General features: G+C 72.2%; 19 protein-coding genes and 1 pseudogene. 13 read left to right on the forward strand and 7 right to left on the reverse strand.

The features are described 5' to 3' along the window. Window positions 1-9: 9 nt before the first annotated feature. The 8 genes and pseudogenes from E0493_RS08400 to E0493_RS08430 all read left to right on the forward strand — a co-directional run bounded on the left by E0493_RS08400 (window position 10) and on the right by E0493_RS08430 (window position 6,568). A complete protein-coding gene (locus E0493_RS08400) occupies window positions 10-1,002 on the forward strand; it encodes a BMP family lipoprotein (protein WP_160936476.1) in 993 nt (330 codons plus the stop codon). Further along, a pseudogene (locus E0493_RS23865) lies at window positions 1,002-1,130 on the forward strand (sugar ABC transporter ATP-binding protein); the annotation flags it as partial. The gene E0493_RS08400 and the pseudogene E0493_RS23865, both read left to right, overlap by 1 nt. 128 nt (window positions 1,131-1,258) lie before the next feature. After that, window positions 1,259-2,587: an ABC transporter ATP-binding protein gene (locus E0493_RS08405; RefSeq protein ID WP_367614471.1), complete on the forward strand. Its 1,329-nt coding sequence runs from the start codon at window positions 1,259-1,261 to the stop codon at window positions 2,585-2,587. Then, a complete protein-coding gene (locus E0493_RS08410; RefSeq protein ID WP_160936477.1) occupies window positions 2,584-3,654 on the forward strand; it encodes an ABC transporter permease in 1,071 nt (356 codons plus the stop codon). The genes E0493_RS08405 and E0493_RS08410 overlap by 4 nt, the downstream gene beginning before the upstream one ends. Before the next feature lie 4 nt (window positions 3,655-3,658). Further along, entirely contained in the window at window positions 3,659-4,630 is a 972-nt protein-coding gene (locus tag E0493_RS08415) for an ABC transporter permease (protein WP_367614472.1), read from the forward strand. A 3-nt stretch (window positions 4,631-4,633) separates the two neighbouring features. Further along, complete coding sequence (locus tag E0493_RS08420) at window positions 4,634-5,041, forward strand: cytidine deaminase (RefSeq protein ID WP_160936478.1); 408 nt, start codon at window positions 4,634-4,636, stop codon at window positions 5,039-5,041. Then, window positions 5,038-5,595: a nucleoside 2-deoxyribosyltransferase gene (locus E0493_RS08425; RefSeq protein ID WP_160936479.1), complete on the forward strand. Its 558-nt coding sequence runs from the start codon at window positions 5,038-5,040 to the stop codon at window positions 5,593-5,595. The genes E0493_RS08420 and E0493_RS08425 overlap by 4 nt, the downstream gene beginning before the upstream one ends. Before the next feature lie 28 nt (window positions 5,596-5,623). Next, a complete protein-coding gene (locus tag E0493_RS08430; RefSeq protein ID WP_160936480.1) occupies window positions 5,624-6,568 on the forward strand; it encodes a nucleoside hydrolase in 945 nt (314 codons plus the stop codon). 9 nt (window positions 6,569-6,577) lie between these two features. On the opposite strand, the gene E0493_RS08435 is transcribed toward E0493_RS08430, so the two are convergent. The 3 genes from E0493_RS08435 to E0493_RS08445 are packed head-to-tail and all read right to left on the reverse strand — an operon-like array spanning window position 6,578 to window position 9,459. Further along, window positions 6,578-7,117 carry a DUF2937 family protein gene (locus tag E0493_RS08435; protein ID WP_160936481.1) on the reverse strand — a complete coding sequence of 180 codons (540 nt, stop codon included), beginning with the start codon at window positions 7,115-7,117 and terminating at the stop codon, window positions 6,578-6,580. Window positions 7,118-7,171: 54 nt separating this feature from the next. After that, window positions 7,172-8,113, reverse strand: coding sequence for an oxygenase MpaB family protein (locus E0493_RS08440; protein WP_160936482.1), 942 nt, complete (start codon window positions 8,111-8,113; stop codon window positions 7,172-7,174). 38 nt (window positions 8,114-8,151) lie between these two features. Beyond that, a complete protein-coding gene (locus E0493_RS08445) occupies window positions 8,152-9,459 on the reverse strand; it encodes a multidrug effflux MFS transporter (RefSeq protein WP_235913649.1) in 1,308 nt (435 codons plus the stop codon). Between the two features lie 94 nt (window positions 9,460-9,553). Between E0493_RS08445 and E0493_RS08450 the strand changes: the two genes are divergently transcribed. The 3 genes from E0493_RS08450 (at window position 9,554) to E0493_RS08460 (ending at window position 10,856) form a co-directional block, all read left to right on the forward strand. Continuing rightward, on the forward strand, window positions 9,554-10,099 hold the full coding sequence (locus tag E0493_RS08450; protein ID WP_160936483.1) for a 3'-5' exonuclease: 546 nt from the start codon (window positions 9,554-9,556) through the stop codon (window positions 10,097-10,099). Between the two features lie 120 nt (window positions 10,100-10,219). Next, on the forward strand, window positions 10,220-10,693 hold the full coding sequence (locus tag E0493_RS08455) for a hypothetical protein (protein ID WP_160936484.1): 474 nt from the start codon (window positions 10,220-10,222) through the stop codon (window positions 10,691-10,693). Window position 10,694: 1 nt separating this feature from the next. Continuing rightward, on the forward strand, window positions 10,695-10,856 hold the full coding sequence (locus E0493_RS08460) for a hypothetical protein (protein WP_160936485.1): 162 nt from the start codon (window positions 10,695-10,697) through the stop codon (window positions 10,854-10,856). Between the two features lie 195 nt (window positions 10,857-11,051). Here E0493_RS08460 and E0493_RS08465 read toward each other — a convergent pair whose 3' ends face one another. From E0493_RS08465 to E0493_RS08475, 3 genes are all read right to left on the reverse strand, one after another. After that, complete coding sequence (locus E0493_RS08465) at window positions 11,052-11,984, reverse strand: sugar kinase (protein ID WP_160936486.1); 933 nt, start codon at window positions 11,982-11,984, stop codon at window positions 11,052-11,054. Beyond that, window positions 11,981-12,613, reverse strand: coding sequence for a bifunctional 4-hydroxy-2-oxoglutarate aldolase/2-dehydro-3-deoxy-phosphogluconate aldolase (locus tag E0493_RS08470; RefSeq protein ID WP_160936487.1), 633 nt, complete (start codon window positions 12,611-12,613; stop codon window positions 11,981-11,983). Before E0493_RS08470 ends, E0493_RS08465 begins: the two co-directional genes overlap by 4 nt. Before the next feature lie 72 nt (window positions 12,614-12,685). Beyond that, window positions 12,686-12,964 carry a hypothetical protein gene (locus tag E0493_RS08475; RefSeq protein ID WP_160936488.1) on the reverse strand — a complete coding sequence of 93 codons (279 nt, stop codon included), beginning with the start codon at window positions 12,962-12,964 and terminating at the stop codon, window positions 12,686-12,688. Window positions 12,965-13,140: 176 nt separating this feature from the next. Between E0493_RS08475 and E0493_RS08480 the strand changes: the two genes are divergently transcribed. After that, entirely contained in the window at window positions 13,141-14,424 is a 1,284-nt protein-coding gene (locus tag E0493_RS08480; RefSeq protein WP_160936489.1) for an Hsp70 family protein, read from the forward strand. Here the strand turns inward: E0493_RS08480 and E0493_RS08485 are convergent. Beyond that, complete coding sequence (locus E0493_RS08485) at window positions 14,421-15,650, reverse strand: glycosyltransferase (protein ID WP_160936490.1); 1,230 nt, start codon at window positions 15,648-15,650, stop codon at window positions 14,421-14,423. The two genes, E0493_RS08480 and E0493_RS08485, sit on opposite strands and share 4 nt — an antisense overlap. A 319-nt stretch (window positions 15,651-15,969) precedes the next feature. Between E0493_RS08485 and E0493_RS08490 the strand changes: the two genes are divergently transcribed. Next, the gene (locus E0493_RS08490; RefSeq protein WP_160936491.1) at window positions 15,970-17,271 is read left to right on the forward strand and encodes a hemolysin family protein; all 1,302 of its coding nucleotides are present in this window, start codon (window positions 15,970-15,972) and stop codon (window positions 17,269-17,271) included. Window positions 17,272-17,298 lie beyond the last annotated feature (27 nt).

Raw genomic sequence — 17,298 nt, forward strand, 5'->3', positions numbered from 1 at the left:
GGCTTCACCATGAACAGACTGCTTGCGACGGCGCTCGCCGCATTCCTGGCGGCCGGCACCGCCCGCGCCGCCGAGATCGCCCCGGCCGTCGTCTTCGACATGGGCGGGAAGTTCGACAAGTCCTTCAACGAGGGCGTCCACAACGGCGCCGAGGCCTTCAGCAAGGCGAGCAGCATTCCCGTCCGCGAGTTCGAGCCGCAGAACGACACCCAGCGCGAACAGGCGCTTCGCAACTTCGCCCGGCGCGGCCAGAACCCGATCATCGCGGTCGGCTTCAACCAGGCGAGCGCGGTGAAGGCGGTGGCCGCCGAGTTCCCCAAGGTGAGCTTCGTCATCATCGACGCCGTGGTGGAGGCGCCGAACGTCGAGTCCGTGCTGTTCCGCGAGGAGCAGGGCAGCTACCTCGCCGGAATGATGGCGGCGATGAAGAGCGCGACGGGCAAGGTGGGCTTCGTCGGCGGCATGGACGTGCCGCTGATCCGCAAGTTCGCCTGCGGCTACGTGCAGGGCGCCCGCGCGGTGAACCCGAAGGTCGAGGTGCTGCAGAACATGACGGGCTCCACGCCCTCCGCCTGGAACGACCCGGTGCGCGGCGCGGAGCTGACCCGCTCGCAGATCGAGCGCGGCGCGGATGTGGTGTTCCACGCCGCCGGCGCCACCGGAATCGGCGTGCTGCAGGCGGCGGCGGATGCCGGCAAGTACGGCATCGGCGTGGATTCCAACCAGAACCACCTGCACCCCGGCCATGTGCTGACCAGCATGGTGAAGCAGCTCGACGTCGCCACCCGCACCACGCTGGAGGCGGCGCGCGCCGGCACCTGGAAGCCGGGCACGCAGGTGCTCGGACTGGCGGAGGATGGCGTCGGCCTCGCCTTCGACGAGAACAACGCGCCGATCGTCACGGCTGAGATGCGCGAGCGTGTCGCCAAAGCCAAGGCCGACATCGTCGCCGGCCGCGTCGCCGTGCATGACTCCATGAGCGACAATTCCTGCCCCCAGTGATGGCTGGAGCGGAGGGAGCGGCGGCTCCCGCCATCGAGTTGCGCGGCATCGAGAAGCGCTTCGGCGCCGTGCAGGCCAACCGCGCGGTGGACCTCACGGTCCGCCGCGGCACCATCCACGGCATCATCGGCGAGAACGGCGCCGGCAAGTCCACGCTGATGGCCATCCTGCACGGCTTCTACCAGGCCGATGCCGNGCCATCCTGCACGGCTTCTACCAGGCCGATGCCGGCAGCATCCGGGTGGACGGGCGGGAGGTGGCGATCCGCGACAGCCGCGACGCCATCCGCCTCGGGATCGAGATGGTGCACCAGCACTTCATGCTGGTGGAGCGCTTCACCGTGCTGGAGAACGTCATGCTCGGCGCCGAGGGCGGCCCGCTGCTGGCACGCGGGGCCGCCCTGGCCCGCGCCGGGCTGGCCCGGCTCGGCGAGGCGTTCGGCCTGCGGGTGGACCCGGATGCGCGGGTCGGGAATCTGCCGGTCGGCGCGCAGCAGCGCGTTGAGATCCTGAAGGCGCTCCATCGCGGCGCCGAGGTGCTGATCCTCGACGAGCCGACCGGCGTGCTGACGCCGCAGGAGGCGGACGACCTGTTCCGCGTGCTGCGCGCCTTGCGGGCGCAGGGCCGCACCGTGCTGCTGATCACCCACAAGCTGCGCGAGATCATGGCCGTCACCGACGCCGTCTCGGTGATGCGCGCGGGGCGGATGGTGGCGCATCGGGAGACCGCCGCCACCTCGGTGGCCGAGCTGGGCGAGCTGATGATCGGCCGCCGCCTCGCCGCGCCCGCGCCCCGCCCGGCGCCGAAGCTGGGGCCGGTGCTGCTGGAGGCGCGGAACCTGTCGGTGCGCGATGCCGGCGGGGTCGAGCGCGTGAAGGGCGTGGACCTCACGCTGCGGGGCGGCGAGATCCTCGGCATCGCCGGCGTTGCCGGGAACGGGCAGGGAGAGCTGCTGGAGACGCTCGCGGCCATGCGGCGGCCTGCCACGGGGGAGATCCGCCTCGGCGGCCGCACCGTTTTTCCGGGGTGGGGCTTCAATCCCGCCGCGCTGCGCCGCCAGCGGCTGGGCCACGTGCCGGAGGACCGGCTGAGGAGCGGCCTGCTGCGCAACGCCAGCGCGGCGGAAACCGCCATCCTCGGCTATCAGGACGATCCCTCCTGGCGCCGCTTCGGCCTGCTCGCACCGCCCGCCATCGCGGCCCATGCCGCGCGACTGATGCGGGACTACGACGTGCGCCCCCCGGACCCGGCGCTGCGCTCGGCGCTGTTCTCCGGCGGCAACCAGCAGAAGCTGATCCTGGCGCGCGAGATCGACCGCGATCCGCAGGTGCTTCTGGTCGGGCAGCCCACGCGCGGCGTGGACATCGGCGGCATCGACGCCATCCACCAGCGCCTGCTGGCCTGCCGTGCGGCGGGCAAGGCGGTGCTCCTTGTTTCCGTGGAGCTCGACGAGATCATGGCGTTGGCCGACCGCATCCTGGTGATGTTCGACGGGCGGATCATGGGCGAGCTGGCGACCGCCGAGGCCGACGAGCGGCGGCTCGGCCTGCTGATGGCGGGCGTGTCACCGGAGCGGGCGGCGTGAGCGGCCTGCCGCGCTGGGCGGAACTGGCGCTGCTCCCCGCGCTGAACCTGCTGCTGGCGCTCGCCCTGACGGCGCTGCTGGTGCTGGCCACCGGCGGCGATCCGGTCGCGGCGCTGACGGCGCTGGCGATGGGCAGCCTCGGCTCGGCTGACGCCATCGGCTACACGCTCTACTACGCCACCAACATGGCCTTCACCGGGCTGGCGGTGGCGGTGGCCTTCCAGGGCGGCCTGTTCAACATCGGCGCGGAAGGCCAGGCCTACCTCGCCGGGCTGGGCGTCACGCTGGCGGCGCTGCATCTCGGCTTCCTGCCCGGCCTGCTGCTGGTGCCTCTGGCGATCGCCGGCGGCGCCGCGTTCGGGGCGCTCTGGGCCGCCATTCCGGGCTGGCTCCAGGCGCGGCGGGGCAGCCACATCGTCATCACCACCATCATGTTCAACTTCCTGGCCGCGGCGCTGATGGTCTACCTGATCGTCAACCTGCTGACCCCGCCGGGCTCGATGGCGCCGGAAAGCCGGCCCTTCCCGGCGGCGTCCGCCTTGCCTGGCCTGGCGGGGTTCGGTTTTCCCAGCTCGGCGCCGGTGAACCTGGCGCTGCTCCTGGCGGTGCTGGCGGCGCTCGCGGTCTGGCTGCTGGTCTGGCGTACCCCCTGGGGCTATGCGCTGCGCGTCATGGGGCAGAGCCCGGCCGTCGCCACCTATGCCGGCATCGACCAGGGGCGGATGATCATTCTCGTCATGGCGCTTTCCGGAGCGCTGGCCGGCGGCGTGGCGGTGAACGAGCTGCTGGGCGCGCAACACAAGCTGCTGCTCGGCTTCACCGGCGGCTACGGCTTCACCGGCATCGCCGTCGCCCTGATGGGGCGCAACCATCCGGCCGGCGTGCTGCTGGCGGCGCTGCTTTTCGGCGCGCTGACGCAGGGCGGCGCCGAGCTGGCCTTCGAGGTGCCGGACGTGCCCTCCGAGATCGTGGTGCTGATCCAGGGTCTGGTGATCCTCTTCACCGGCGCGCTGGGCAACATGCTGCGCCCGGCGCTGGCGCGGATGCTGGGCCGGGCAGGGGGCTGAGGCGGTGGTAGCGCTGGAGCTGATCCTGCCCATCCTCGCCGCTACGCTGCGTACCGCGACGCCCCTGCTGCTGGGTGCATTGGCCGGGCTGTTCTCCGAGCGCGCGGGCATCATCGATGTCGGGCTGGAGGGCAAGATGCTGGTGGGCGCCTTCGCCGCCGCCGCGGCGGCGGCGGTTACCGGAAACGTGCTCCTGGGGCTGGTGGCGGGCATCGGCGGCGCCTGCCTGCTCGGGCTGGTGCACGCCTATGCCTGCGTCACGCTGCGCGGCAGCCAGGTAGTCTCAGGCATGGCGATCAACATCATCGCCTCCGGCCTGACCGCGACGCTGGCCCTCGCCTGGTTCAGCCAGGGCGGGCAGACGCCGCCCCTGCCGCCCGGCGCCCGATTCCTGCCAGTGACGCTGCCGGGCGCGGCGGCGCTGGCGGGCGTGCCGGTGCTGGGCCCCGCCTATGCCGCGCTGGTCAGCGGGCAGACGGTGCTGGTCTACCTGGCGCTCATCCTGGTGCCGTTCAGCGCCTGGGTGCTGTACCGAACCCGCTTCGGGCTGCGCCTGCGGGCCAGCGGCGAGCATCCCGCCGCGGTGGATACCGCCGGGATCTCGGTCGCGCGGCTGCGCTACAGCGCCGTGATGGTCGCCTCGGTCCTCTGCGGCATCGCGGGCGCCTATATCGCCACGGCGCAAGGGGCGGGCTTCGTGCGCGACATGGTCGCCGGGCGGGGCTATATCGCGCTCGCCGCGATGATCCTGGGCGGCTGGCGCCCTTGGCCGATCCTGTTCACCTGCCTGCTCTTCGGGCTGCTGGACGCGGTGGCGATCCGGCTGCAGGGGGTGGCGGTGCCGGGGATCGGCGCCTTTCCCGTGCAGGCGCTGCAGGCGCTGCCCTATCTGCTCACCGTGGTGCTGCTCGCCGGCTTCGTGGGACGCGCCATCCCGCCGCGGGCGAGCGGCCAACCCTATGTGAAGGAGCGCTGAGCCATGTCCGATCCGCTGGTCGAAGCCGCCCTGGCCGCGCGCGCCCGCGCCTACGCGCCCTATTCGCGTTTCGCCGTCGGCGCCGCGCTGCGCACCGCCGAGGGCGCCATCCATGCAGGCTGCAACGTGGAGAACGCCGCCTATCCCCAGGGCACCTGCGCCGAGGCGGGTGCCATCGCCGCCATGGCGCTGGCCGGCGGCGGCCGCATCGCCGAGGTGGTGGTGGCGGGCGGCGGCGCCGCGCCCTGCACCCCCTGCGGCGGCTGCCGGCAGAAGATCCGCGAGTTCGCCGCGCCGGACACCCTGGTCCGCATGGTGGATGCCGAGGGCCGCCTGCTGCTGCGCGCCACGCTGGCCGAGCTGCTGCCGCATTCCTTCGGGCCGGACAACCTCGCCGGGGCCGCCGCATGACGGTGAAGGCCTATCTGGCCGGGCCGGACGTCTTCCTGCCCGGCGCTCCCGCCCATGCCCGGCGCAAGGTCGAGATCTGCGCCCGCTACGGCATCGAGGGCCGCCCGCCGCTGAACGAGGACGTGGCCAGCCTTGGGGCCATGCGGGAGGAGGAGGCCTGGCGCACCATCTATCGCAAGGACGTCGCGATGATGGAGGGCTGCGACATCGCCATCGCCAACCTGACGCCCTTCCGCGGCGTCTCGGCCGATAGCGGCACGCTGGTGGAGCTGGGATGGTTCCTCGGACGCGGCCGGCCGGCCTTCGGCTATTCCAACAGCGCACGGCTTTTCGCGGAGCGCTGCCGTCAGCAGGCGGCGGCCTTGCCCGAGGAGATCCCTGGGCTGAGCGCCGAAGGCTTCGGTCTGCCGGACAACCTGATGATCCAGGGCGCGCTGATCCAGGCTGGCGGCCATCCGATGCTGGTGCCCGGCGGGGGGCGCGACCTGCCCTTCGACTCTCTTGACCTCTTCGAGGCCTGCGTGGCGCTCGCCGCGCGGCATCTCGGCCTCTGACCGCATGAACAACCGCCCGGGGTGAGGCATGGCCCGCAAGATCATCATCGACACCGACCCGGGAAAGGATGACGCGGTCGCCATCCTGCTCGCCCTCGGCTCGCCCGGGGAACTGGACGTGCTCTCCCTCGTGGCGGTGGCGGGGAACGTCCCGCTGGCGCGCACCGAGGGCAATGCGCGCCGCCTGCTGGAGCTGGGCGGGCGGCCGGACATTCCGGTCTATTCCGGCTGCGCCCGGCCGCTGGTGCGCCCGGTTGTCACCGCCGAGCATGTGCATGGCGAGACCGGCCTGGTCGGCCTCGTGCTGCCCGAGCCGCGCGCCGCGGCCCAGGCCCTGCACGGCGTGGACCACCTGATCGAGGCACTGCGCGACGCCGCGCCTGGCGAGGTCACGCTTTGCCTGCTCGGCCCGGCCACAAACCTGGCCATGGCGCTGGTCAAGGCGCCGGAGATCGTCCGCGGCATCGCCGAGGTGGTCTGGATGGCCGGTGCCCGCAGCGAAGGGGGCAACGTGACGCCGGCCTCCGAGTACAACGTCCATGCCGACCCCGAGGCCGCGGCGGTGCTGCTGGAAAGCGGCCTGAAGCTGACCCTGCTGCCGCTCGACCTGACGCATCAGCTCCGGATGACCGCCGGCCGCCTGGAGCGCCTGCGCCGGATCGGCACCGCCGCCGCCCGCGCGGTGGCGACGCTGTTCTCCGCCGCCGACGGCATGCCGGCCTTCGAGCGCGAGGAGGAGGGCGCACCACTGCACGACCCCTGCGTGATCGCCTTCCTGCTGCGGCCCACGCTCTTCGCCGGGCGCTTCGTCAACGTCGTGGTGGAGACGGCCAGCCCGCTCACCGCCGGCATGACGGTGGTGGACTGGTTCGGCACGACCGACCGCCCGGCGAACGCCAACTGGCTGAACGAGGTGGCGGACCGGGAAGGCTTCTTCGATCTGCTCTTCGAACGCTTGGCGCGGCTGCCATGAGAGGCTTGCTCAGGCGGCGTGGCGGCTCCGGCGCCGGAAGGGCGTGAGCAGCAGCTCCCCCAGCAGCAGGCCGAGCATCAGCCCTGCCAGACCGTAGGTGGCCGGCGCGGCGCTGAGCATCACGGCGGGCACATGGCTCTCCAGCGTGGTCATGAGGATCGCATGCTTGTCGGCGCGAGCGTCGCGCAACCCGTCCCACAGGGCCAGGACGGGCTGGATCAGCGGCGAGGCGGCGGCGATCCGGTCGTGAGTGGCACGCAGGATCGCCATGCGCTCGCGGGAAGCAACAAGGCCCGCCGCGTTGGCGGGCTCCGCCTCGCGCAGCCGCGCCATGACCTCTGCTTCCTGTGCGGCCAGGGGAAGGCGATAGAACTGCCGCGCGATCTCCTGGCGTTCCGCGATGTCCCGCTCCGTGGCAAGCGCGACCTGCTGCAGCGCCGAAACATAGCCATGCGCCAGGGCCGGAAGCTGCATGGCGGCCAGCGCCAGGAGCAGCGCCAGGCCCAGGCGGATGGAATCCGCCAGCCACCGCCCGATGAAACGTGCCATGCTCGGTCCCTCCGCTGCGTTGGAGGGAAGGCGGCCAGGGCGCGAGGGTTGCGCTCAGGGTGCCGTTTCAGCCCGGCCCGTAAGGAGCATGCGCGGCGGCAGGCCGAGGCGGCGGCAGGCCTGCACCGCCGGGCTGCTTTCCAGCAGCAGCCGGTCGGCCATTGCGCCCGCCCTGAGCAGGAGCCGAGCCTCCCAGGGCCGCAGGCGGCTCTCCAGCCCGAGTTGCGCCTGCGCCCAAGGGGGCGTGACGGCCACGGCGGCGCGCACCATCAGTTGTTGCAGCGGTCTCAGCCCGGCCGGCAGGATCGGCGCGTGCCGCACGATCCCGAGGAACTCGGACAGCACGGGTGAGGCCCCGAGCCGAGGCCGCATCGCGGCGAAGCAGGCTTCCATTCCGGCACCGCTGTCAGGTGCGCCGGACGCGCCGTAGAGCCGCGCCGCAGGCAGGGCTTCGGCATAGAAGCGATCCTGCTCGGCCAGCGGCAGGGGGCGGACGAAGCGGTGATAGGCCGAGAGGAAGCCGAAGCAGGCGGTGGCCTGCACCCAGTCCAGCAGCACGGGATCGTCGGCGCTGTAGGCGAGGCCGGACTCCGTATGCCCCCGCACGGCCGCGTGCGCCTGCCGCACCCGCGCGATCATCGCTTCCGCGACGCTGCGGGCGCCATAGACGGTCACCATCGCGGCGAGCCCGGTCCGCTGCAGCCGGCGCACCGGCTCGGTGCGGAAGCTGGTGTGATTCCAGACGCCGGCGCGCAGGCGGGGCTCGGCCAGTTCCAGCACGACCGCCGCGACGCCGCCGACGAACAACGCGACCGGGTTGCGGAACACCTGCCAGGCCACGGAGTCCGGCGCCGCGAGCGCTGCTTCGCCGGCGGGCCGCGTGAAATCGACCTGCGGCCCGGCGGCGGGCTGGATGAGGGCATGGAAGGTGGCTTCCGCCCAGTTCCGCAGCGGGCGCGGCAGGGCCAATGCCGTGGTCTGACCTTCGCTGCCCATGCGTTGCCTCCTTTTTTGGAACCGATCCGGGGGCGGCTTCAGGCTTCCCGGCGAGCTTCCCAGCGCAGCCCCACCCAGAAAGCCACCTGACCGATCACCGCCGCGCTTGCCAGCACCACCGCCGCAGCCAGGGCCGGATCGCCTCCCACCCCCGCCAGCGAGGCGCAAAGCGCTCCAACCGCCATCTGGCTGCAACCGTACAGCCCCGCGGCCGAGCCGATGATCTGCGGGTTCACGCCGACCGCCCTGGTCAGCGCCAGCGGGCTCGCAATGCCGACGCCAAGGGTGAACAGCAGCGGCCCGCCCACCGCCAGCAGCAGGTTCAGGTGCCCGCTGAGCACGCCGCCCAGGAACACGAATGCGCCAAGGATGCCGAGCGCGCTGGCGGAGAGCAGCAGGCGGGCGATGCCCAGCCGCGCCACCAGGCGGTTCGTCAGCAGGTTCCCGGCCGAGGTGCCGGCGACCAGGAGGAGATAGCAGAACCCGACTTCCTGCAACGGCCGCCCGAGCTGCTGCACGAAGATGAACGGCATGGCAGCGAGATAGGCGTACCAGCTTGTCGTCGCGCAGCCGCCGCCGATCGCGAAGCCCAGGAAGGCCGGCGAGCGCAGCAGCGACCGGTAGTCGCGCGCGAGGGCCGCGGCGCTGCGGCCGCTGGTGCCCGCCCGCGTTTCCGGCAGGCGCCGCAGGCACAACAGCACGGTCGTGGCGCCCATGGCGCAAAGCAGGACAAAGATCGCGCGCCAGCCCAGCCATTCGGAGAGGCTGGTGCCGATCAGCGGCGCGACTCCCGGTCCCACCGAAACCACCAGGCTCAGCGCCGCCAGCCGCGAGGCGGCCTCGCGCGGCTCGGAGGTATCGCGGACGATGGCGCGGCCCAGCGCCAGCCCGGCGCAGCCGCCCAGCGCCTGCAGAAGCCGCGTGCCGATCAGCCACTCCACGCCGGGCGCCAGCAACGCCGCGAGGCTGGCGAAGGTGTAGAGCGTCAGCCCGCCGAGCAGCACCGGGCGACGCCCGAAATTGTCGGAAAGCGGGCCATAGACAAGCTGCCCCACGGCAAGACCGAGAATATAGAGGCTGATGGTGAGCTGCATGGCTCCGTTGCCGGCGCCAAGCTCCGCGCCGGCCTGCGGGAGGGCCGGCACGAAGATGTGGATGCCCAGGGTGCCGGACGTCGTGATCAGCACCAGCAGCCAGAGCGGCGGTTGCCGGCGGAGAGGCGGCTCGCCGCCGCCCGGCAGGAAAGCCTCGCCCGCCGCGGAGAGAGCGGCGGAGGGGGAACTCTTCCGGGTGTCGTCGTAGGGCATGCGGCTAGTGTCATCCAGCTCGGGCGAGACGTCACCCATGCTGCGGTGCATTTCGCGGCGAGAGGCGGCGTCTGGTGACCTTTCCGCCGGTCCGGGCGTTCGCTGCAGGTCGGGCGAGGGAGAAAGGCCAGCCATGATCGTCTTCGTGGATTTCGAGGCCAGCAGCCTGGGCAAGCGCGGCTTTCCGGTCGAGGTCGGCTGGGCGGCCGAGGACGGCACGGAGGAAGGCCATCTGATCCGCCCCGCGCCGGATTGGGAGGAGTGGAACCTCGAGGCGGAGGCGGTGCACGGTCTGTCATTGGAGCGCCTGCGGCGGGACGGCACGGCGCATGAGGTGGTGGCCCGCCGCATGGTGGAGGTGCTCTCCGGCCATGACCTCTACGCCTCCGCGCCCTCCTGGGACGGGCAGTGGCTGAGCCGCCTGCTGCGCGCCGCCGGGCTGCCGCGCCACGCGCTTCGTCTGCGCGACACCGAGGAGGCGCAGCGACAGGCTGTGACCGCGGCGCTTGGAGGCGCCGGCGAGGCGCAGGCGGAGGAGGTGCTCGCCGCCGCGCGCCGCGCCGTGGAGGCGAGCGGCGCGCCGGTGCATCGCGCCCTGGATGACGCCCGCCGCGAGCTGAAGCTTTGGCGGGAAGTCCGGCGCCAGGCTGCCGAGGCGGCGGCATCACCCCGACCCTGAGGCCGTTGTGCGTTGATTCCGTGGGAGGTTCTTCATCTCGTCCAGGTGAAATAACGAACAAAACAAGAACATTGCCCTGCCTGCGGCGGCATGGCACACCATTGGCGGAGGGAGGAGGTGATGGAGAACCTCGCGCGCTGGACCCTTGCGCAGGCTTTCGGCCTCCTGGGGACCCTGGCGGTCATTTTCCGCGACAACTACCGGACGCCTGTGCCGGGAGCGGACATGGGAGAGCTGCTGGTCCGCTTCGGGCCGCAGGCCTCGGCGCTGGGCCTGACGCTAGCGCTGTGGCCGGTTTCGGACCTGCTGTTCCGCGCCTGCGCGCCTGACCGGGCCTGGCAATGCAGCGGCGGCTTCAACCGCTGGCTGGTGGCGCTGCTGCTGTTCTTCCAGTGCGCCCATGCGGCGGTGTTCGGGCTGGTGGTGATGTCGGACCCTCCGGCGCTTGCGGCCGCCCTGCAGCCCAGCGTCTTCCACGCCTACGGCGCAGCCCTGCTGGCCACGGCGCTGATGTCGGCCGCCTATGTGCTCAGGCTGGAATTCGTGATCTGGAAGGGCCATACTCCGGCCATGAGGCACGAAAGCCAGCCCTGACATGGGACCGCAGGACATCCTTGTCGCCCTGCTTTGGGGAGCCAGCCTCCTCGGCATCGGCCTGGGTGGCTATGGTGTGGTTCGCTATGGCTATGCCCTGGCCAGGCACCGGCATTCCGGAGAACGCTACGCGCGCACGGTTCTGCGGCAGCCCCGGCACTGAGGCGCCGCCTCGCGCCGCCAGAGGCGGCCCTCATCGCGATACCGCGCCGGCGGGGAAGGCGGCGTTTGGCCGGAAACATCCTTGCCGGGGCGGCGTGATGGCCAGGGTTCCGGCTTGCGCCGTCGCCGCCCCGGTGGCGGGCGCCGCGCCAGGCCGAAGAAAATCCCCGGGACCGCCGCGCCGCCCTGCCGAGCCTCAGGCGGATGCTGCGAGAAGCTCGCGCACGGCGTCGGGGCGCGGCATCGGTGCCACGGCGCCATATCCGGTGGTGGAAAGCGCGGCCGCCGCATTGGCGTAGCGCGCCGCCTCCACCGGGGAGTCGCCAAGCACGGCGCGGGCCAGGAAGTTGCCCGCGAAGGTGTCGCCGGCGCCGGTCGCGTCCACCGCCTTCACCATGCAGCCGGGCAGGGTGCTGCGGCCCTCGCGCGTGGCCACCATCACTCCCTGGCGGCCGAGCTTCAGCACCACGAGCGGCGTCAGCTCCAGGTAGAAGTCGGCGATGGCGTCCGGCGCTTCCAGCCCGGTGAGCGCGGCCGCGTCCTCGTAGCTGGGAAAGGCGATGTCGGCCAGCCGCAGGGCGGCGTGGATGGTGGCGGCGGCGCGCGGCAGCGGCCAGAGGGCGCGGCGCAGGTTGGTGTCGTACGAAACCTTCACCCCGGCGGCACGGGCGATCTCGATGGCGCGGAAGCAGGCGTCGCAGGCCGAGGTGGAGATCGCCTGGCTGATGCCGGTGAGATGCAGGATGCGCGCGCTCCGGATCGCCGCCTCCGGCATCTCGTCCGGGGTCATGCGGCTGGCCGCGCTGCCGCCGCGGTAGAAGGTGAATTGGTGCCCCTCGGGCCCGTGGGTGACGAAATAGATGCCGGTCGGCGCGTCCTTCCGGCGGATCACCGTGGAGGCGTCCACCCCCTCCGTGGCCCAGAGCTGCAGGAAGCTCTCCCCCGGCGCGTCCTGGCCGATGGCGCTGATGTAGCCGGACTTCGCGCCCGCCCGTGCGGCGGCGATGGCGGCGTTGGAGCTGTCCCCGCCATGGCCTTCCAGGAACAGGCGGCGACCCTCGGCGTCGGTGGCGTTCTGGTTGAACTCCAGCATCGGCTCGCCGATGCAGAGGATGTCCGCTCCGCTCATGCCTGCAGGATTCCAAGCGCCTCGCGCGCGGCCGCCTCGACGGCGCCGCGGTCGCCGGCGCGGATCGCGCCCTCGTCCACCAGCTTGCCGCCGATGCCCACGAAGGCGGCGCCGGCCGCGATGTAGTCATTGGCGTTGCGCGCATCCACGCCGCCGGTCGGGCAGAACACGGCATCGGGGAAGACGGAGCGCAGCGCCTTCACATGCGCCGGGCCCCCCACCGAGCTGGCCGGGAAGATCTTGACCACGTCGGCGCCGGCCGCGCGGGCGGCGCGCACCTCGGTCGGCGTCAGGGCGCCCATCATCAGGCAGGCGCCGGCGCTGCGGGCGGGCGCCGCCAGGGCCGGTTCCACCCAGGGCGAGACCAGGAAGCGGGCGCCCGCCGCGATGCAGGCCTCGGCCGAGACCGCATCCGGCACCGTGCCGGCACCCACCAGCAGCTCGGGATCGGAGGCGATCTCGCGGATCACGGAAACCGCATCCGGGATGGTCATGGTGATCTCGAAGATGCGGATGCCGGCATCCCGCAGCCAGGCGACGGCGGTGGCGGCATGGGCGGCGGTGCTGGTGCGCACCACGGGCACGATGCGGGCGGCGCGGAACGTCTCGATCAAGGGGTGCGGGGCCACGGCGAAATCCTGCTCGGTGCGGGAGGGCGCGGCCCTCCCTGAAGAGGCGGCAGGCTACCCCTTCCGGCCGGGTCAGGCCAGGGTTGCCATCCTGTCGGCCGTGCGCCCGAGTTCCAGGGCGGCCTCATGCGTGTGCCGCACCTTGGCCGCGGTCTCGTCCAGCGTCGCGCGGTAGTTCTGCACCTGCCCGGCGAGGCCGCCGACCGCCGTGCGCAGGTCGGAAAGCGAGCCGCGGAACCGGGCGACGGCGTCGGCCTGCTCGGAAAGGGCGGCATCCAGCCGCCGCAGGGCGAGGCGCAGGCGATCCTCCGGGTTCTGCGGGAAGGCGAAGAGCGCTGCGGCCTGGTCCATGGGAATGCCTCCGGGTCAATGCGGTGGTGACCGCCAATTCCTAGCGACAGCTTAACGCGTCTCACAAGCCGAGAGTTTGTAAAAAAATAGACAGCGTCGTGTGTCCACGGGTCATTCCCCTGCCGCGCGTGATCTGCTCTAACGCCCGGCCCGCCACGGCCCAGAGTGTTTGCCCCATGCCCGACGTCCTCGGCATCGACTTCGGCACGACCAACAGCGTCATTGCCCTCCGCCAGCCCGATGGCGTGGTTTCCACCTTCCGCTACGCTACAGGGGCGGGCGCCACCGACACCTTCCGGTCATTGCTCTGCTTCTGGGCCCAGGAGACCGGCGCCACCCGCGGCCGGCTGGAACATGCCGCCGGCCCACGGGCCATCGAGGCCTATCTGGACGACCCGCTCGGCAGCCGCCTCATCATGTCCATGAAGAGCTATCTGGCCAGCCGCAGCTTCACCGAGACGCGGATCTTCGGCCGGGCCTTTGCGCTGGAGGATCTTGTCTCGCTCTTTCTCCGCGCCCTGGTGGCGAGCGCGGCGGGTGGCGGCCCGCTGGGCGCCGCGCGGGTGACGGCAGGGCGGCCGGTGCGCTTTGTCGGGGAGGCGGCGGACGACGCACTGGCCGAGCGCCGGCTACGGGCGGCCTTCGCCGGCGCCGGCTGGCATGGGCTGGATCTGGCGCTTGAGCCGGAAGCGGCCGGCTACCGCTTCGCCGCCGGGCTGGACGGCGCCGCGACCGTCCTGGTGGGCGATTTCGGTGGCGGCACCAGCGACTTCTCCCTGCTGCGCTTCGAGCCCGGCGCCCGCCGCAGGGTGACGCCGCTCGGCCATTCCGGCGTCGGCATCGCCGGGGATGCCTTCGACTACCGGATCATCGACAACGTGGTCTCGCCCTGCCTGGGCAAGGGCGACAACTATCGCGTGATGGGCACGCCGCTGCCGGTCCCGCCGAGCTTCTTCACCAGCTTCGCCCACTGGCACCGCCTTTCGCTGATGCGCGCGCCGCGGACGCTGCGCGAGATCGCCGAGGTGGCGCGCGCCAGCGATCACCCCGAGCGGCTGAACAACCTGATCCGGTTGGTGGAGGACGAGGCGGGCTACGCCCTCTACCAGGCCGTCTCCGGGGTGAAGGCGGCGCTCTCGCAGGCGGCGAGCGCCACGCTGCGCTTCCGGCATGGCGATTTCGTGCTGGAGGAGGAGGTGCGGCGCGCCGATTTCGAGCGCTGGATCGCCCCCGACCTGGCGCGGCTCGCCGCCGCCGTGGATCAGGCGCTGGCCGATGCGGGACTGCGGCCCACCGCCGTGGACCGGGTGTTCCTGACCGGTGGAACCTCGCTGGTTCCCGCAGTGCGGCAGTTGTTCGAGGCGCGCTTCGGTGCCGGGCGCGTGGTCAGCGGCGGCGAGTTCGTCTCGGTCGCCGAGGGGCTGGCCCTGATCGGCGCCGACCGCGCCCTGGCGGCCTAGAAGGCCGAGCCGGAGATCCGGCGTGCGGAAGCCAAACCGTAACGGCCCTGCGGGGCCGTCAGAGGCCCGCGCGGCAGTCGCCCCACCAGCAACGCGGCGAGGCCGGGCAGGCCCAACAGCGCCAGGGCAAGCGCCCAGGGCAGCGCCGCTCCGCCGGCCAGCAGCACGCTGAGCAGAAGGGCGACCCCCAGCAACGCTGGCAGGCGGGCTGGCCAGGCTGCCCTCCAGGTTCCGCGCCCGAGCAGCGCCTGGCCTAGCGTCACGCCGCGGAGGGGCATGGCGGCCAGGCTCGCCAGCACGGCGAGCAGGCGCGCGCCTGGCCGGGCCTGCCCGAGCGCCACCAGCGCACGGCCACCCATCAGGGCAAGCGACGCCAGCAGAAGCGGGGAGGCGGGCAGCACGCTGGCGTCCCGCAGCGGCAAAAGCAGCAGGGTGGCGATCAATGCGAAGCCGCTTGACGCCAGCCAGAGCAGGTCGGTGAAGGCGGGCAGCATCTGCCCGAGCAGGTGCCACCGCTGTGCCGGGGAAAGGCCGGGATGCAGCGGGTTCAGCAGCACGTCCGCATGGCGGCGGAGCAGGTCCAGGTCGCTCCGCACCGCCGCCGCCTGCGCCTTCTCCCAGGCCGGCAGGTCGGCCGGAGGCAGCGGACAGCCGAGCGGCTCGACCATCTGCACCGCCTCCCAGCCTTGCCGCTGAAGGCGCAGCCCAAGCTCGGCATGCTGGTCGGCGGCCGACTCGGTCCAGCCGCCGGCGAGGCGCAACGCCTCGGCCCGGATCAGCGCCAGGGAGGGACGCATGGTCACGGCCGCGGCCGGCAGCGTGACGGGGCGGCTGGCCGCAGCGAAGCGCTCGAAGCCAGGAGCGTCCGGGCCAGGCGTCGTCCAGGCGCCCTGCACGAAGCCGAGACCGGGGCGCGAGAGCAGGGGGGCGGTGCGCCGCAGCCAGGCGGCATGCACGGCGCAGCCCGCCTCAAGCGTGCCGATCACCTCGGCGCCGGCGGATGTTTCCTCCAGCGCGAAGTTCAGCGCCGCCCGGCGCGCGGCGGCATGGCAGCCAAGATGGAAGAAGCGGAAGCGTGGGCCAAGCCGGGCGCAGTGCTCCGCCACCGGCTCCCACGCGGCCGGGGAGGAGCTGGTGTCCACCACCAGCACGTCCAGGGCCGGGTAGTCCAGCGCGTCCAGCGCGTCCAGCGTGGCGCAGGCTTCCACTGGCGAGACGTCCTGCAAGGGCAGATGCAGGGAAACCCGTGGCCAGGGCGTGCCGCCGGCGGGATGTGGCCGGCCGGCCCTGTGGCCGCGTTGCGTCAACGGGGCACCCGCGCCGGCGGGGCTGACCCGGGCTTGGGCGGAAATCAGACGGGAAGCGCGTGCATTCATGGCTGAGTGACATCCGTTGGCCGTTGCGGCGTCGCGCGATGACTCCCTTTTCAACCAGCGATGCGGCACCGGATCGTCCGCTTGATGGCAGGAATGGGGCCATGTGGCGTGACCGCACCCGGTGGAGCGGATAGAACCCTGCGGCGTCATCGAGGGGTTTGAAGCAGCAATGGGCGTCGTGCTTGAGCTTGCCGTGATTCTTCTGCTGGTGCTGCTCAACGGCGTCTTTGCCATGAGCGAGCTGGCCATCGTCTCGGCGCGCCGGGTGCGGCTGCTTGGCCTCCAGCGGGCAGGACGAACCGGCGCCTCGGCGGCGCTGGCGCTGGCCGAGGACCCGCAGCGCTTCCTGCCCACCGTGCAGGTCGGCATCACGCTGGTCGGCGTGCTGGCCGGCGCCTTCGCCGGGCAGGGCCTCGCACGGCGGCTCGGCAATGTTCTGGCCATCGTGCCGGGGCTGGAGCCCTATGCCGGCGAGATCTCGCTGGGGATCGTGGTGCTTGGCATCACCTATGCCTCGCTGATCCTGGGCGAACTCGTGCCGAAGCAGCTCGCCCTGCGCAACCCGGAAGCGGTAGCGCTGCTGGTGGCGCCGCCGATGTCGCTGCTTGCGCGCATCGCTGCGCCGATGGTGTGGCTGCTTTCACGCTCCTCCGCGCTGGTGCTGGACCTGCTCGGCGCGTCCCGTCCGGTTTCCGCGACGATCACCGAGGACGAGGTCAAGGCCGCCGTGGCCGAGGGGGCGGAGGCAGGTGCGCTGGAGACGGAGGAGCGACACATGATCGAGCGCGTTCTGCGCCTCGCCGACAAGCCGGTGCGTGCCCTGATGACGCCGCGCACCGAGGTGGACTGGATCGAGCGCGGCGCCCCTGCGGAGGAGGTTGCCGCGCGCCTGCGCGCCAGCTCCGTGACGCGCTTCGTGGTGGCGGACGACCGCATCGACAACGTGGTCGGCGTTGTCGCCGCGAAGGACCTGCTGAACCAGCTGCTGGCCGGCGAGTCGCTCGACATGGCCAAGGCCATGCGCAACCCGATGGTGCTGCCTGACAACCTCTCCGCACTCGACGCGCTGGACCGGCTGCGCGCCGACCGGCTCGGCCTGGCGCTGGTGATGGACGAGTATGGCAGCTTCGAGGGCGTGGTCACCGCCTCCGACCTGCTGGAGGCGATCGTCGGCGAGCTGGGCGTGGCACCCACACCGGCCACTGCCGGCGTGGTGGAGCGGCATGACGGCAGCCTGCTGCTGGACGGCATGATGCCGAGCGACGAGCTGAAATCCCGCTTGGAACTGCCGGAGCTGCCGGGCGAGGGCACCTACCACACGGTCGCCGGGCTGATGCTGGCCCTGCTGCAGCGCGTGCCGCGCGAGGGCGACCGCATCGTCTGGTCGGGCTGGCGCTTCGAGATCGTGGACATGGATGGCCGCCGCGTGGACAAGATCCTGGCGGACCGCGAGAAGGCCACCGGCGCCTGAGCCATCCGGAAGGGCGCGAAAAAAGGC

This window comes from Teichococcus coralli (genome assembly GCF_009829925.1).
GTDB lineage: Bacteria > Pseudomonadota > Alphaproteobacteria > Acetobacterales > Acetobacteraceae > Pseudoroseomonas > Pseudoroseomonas coralli.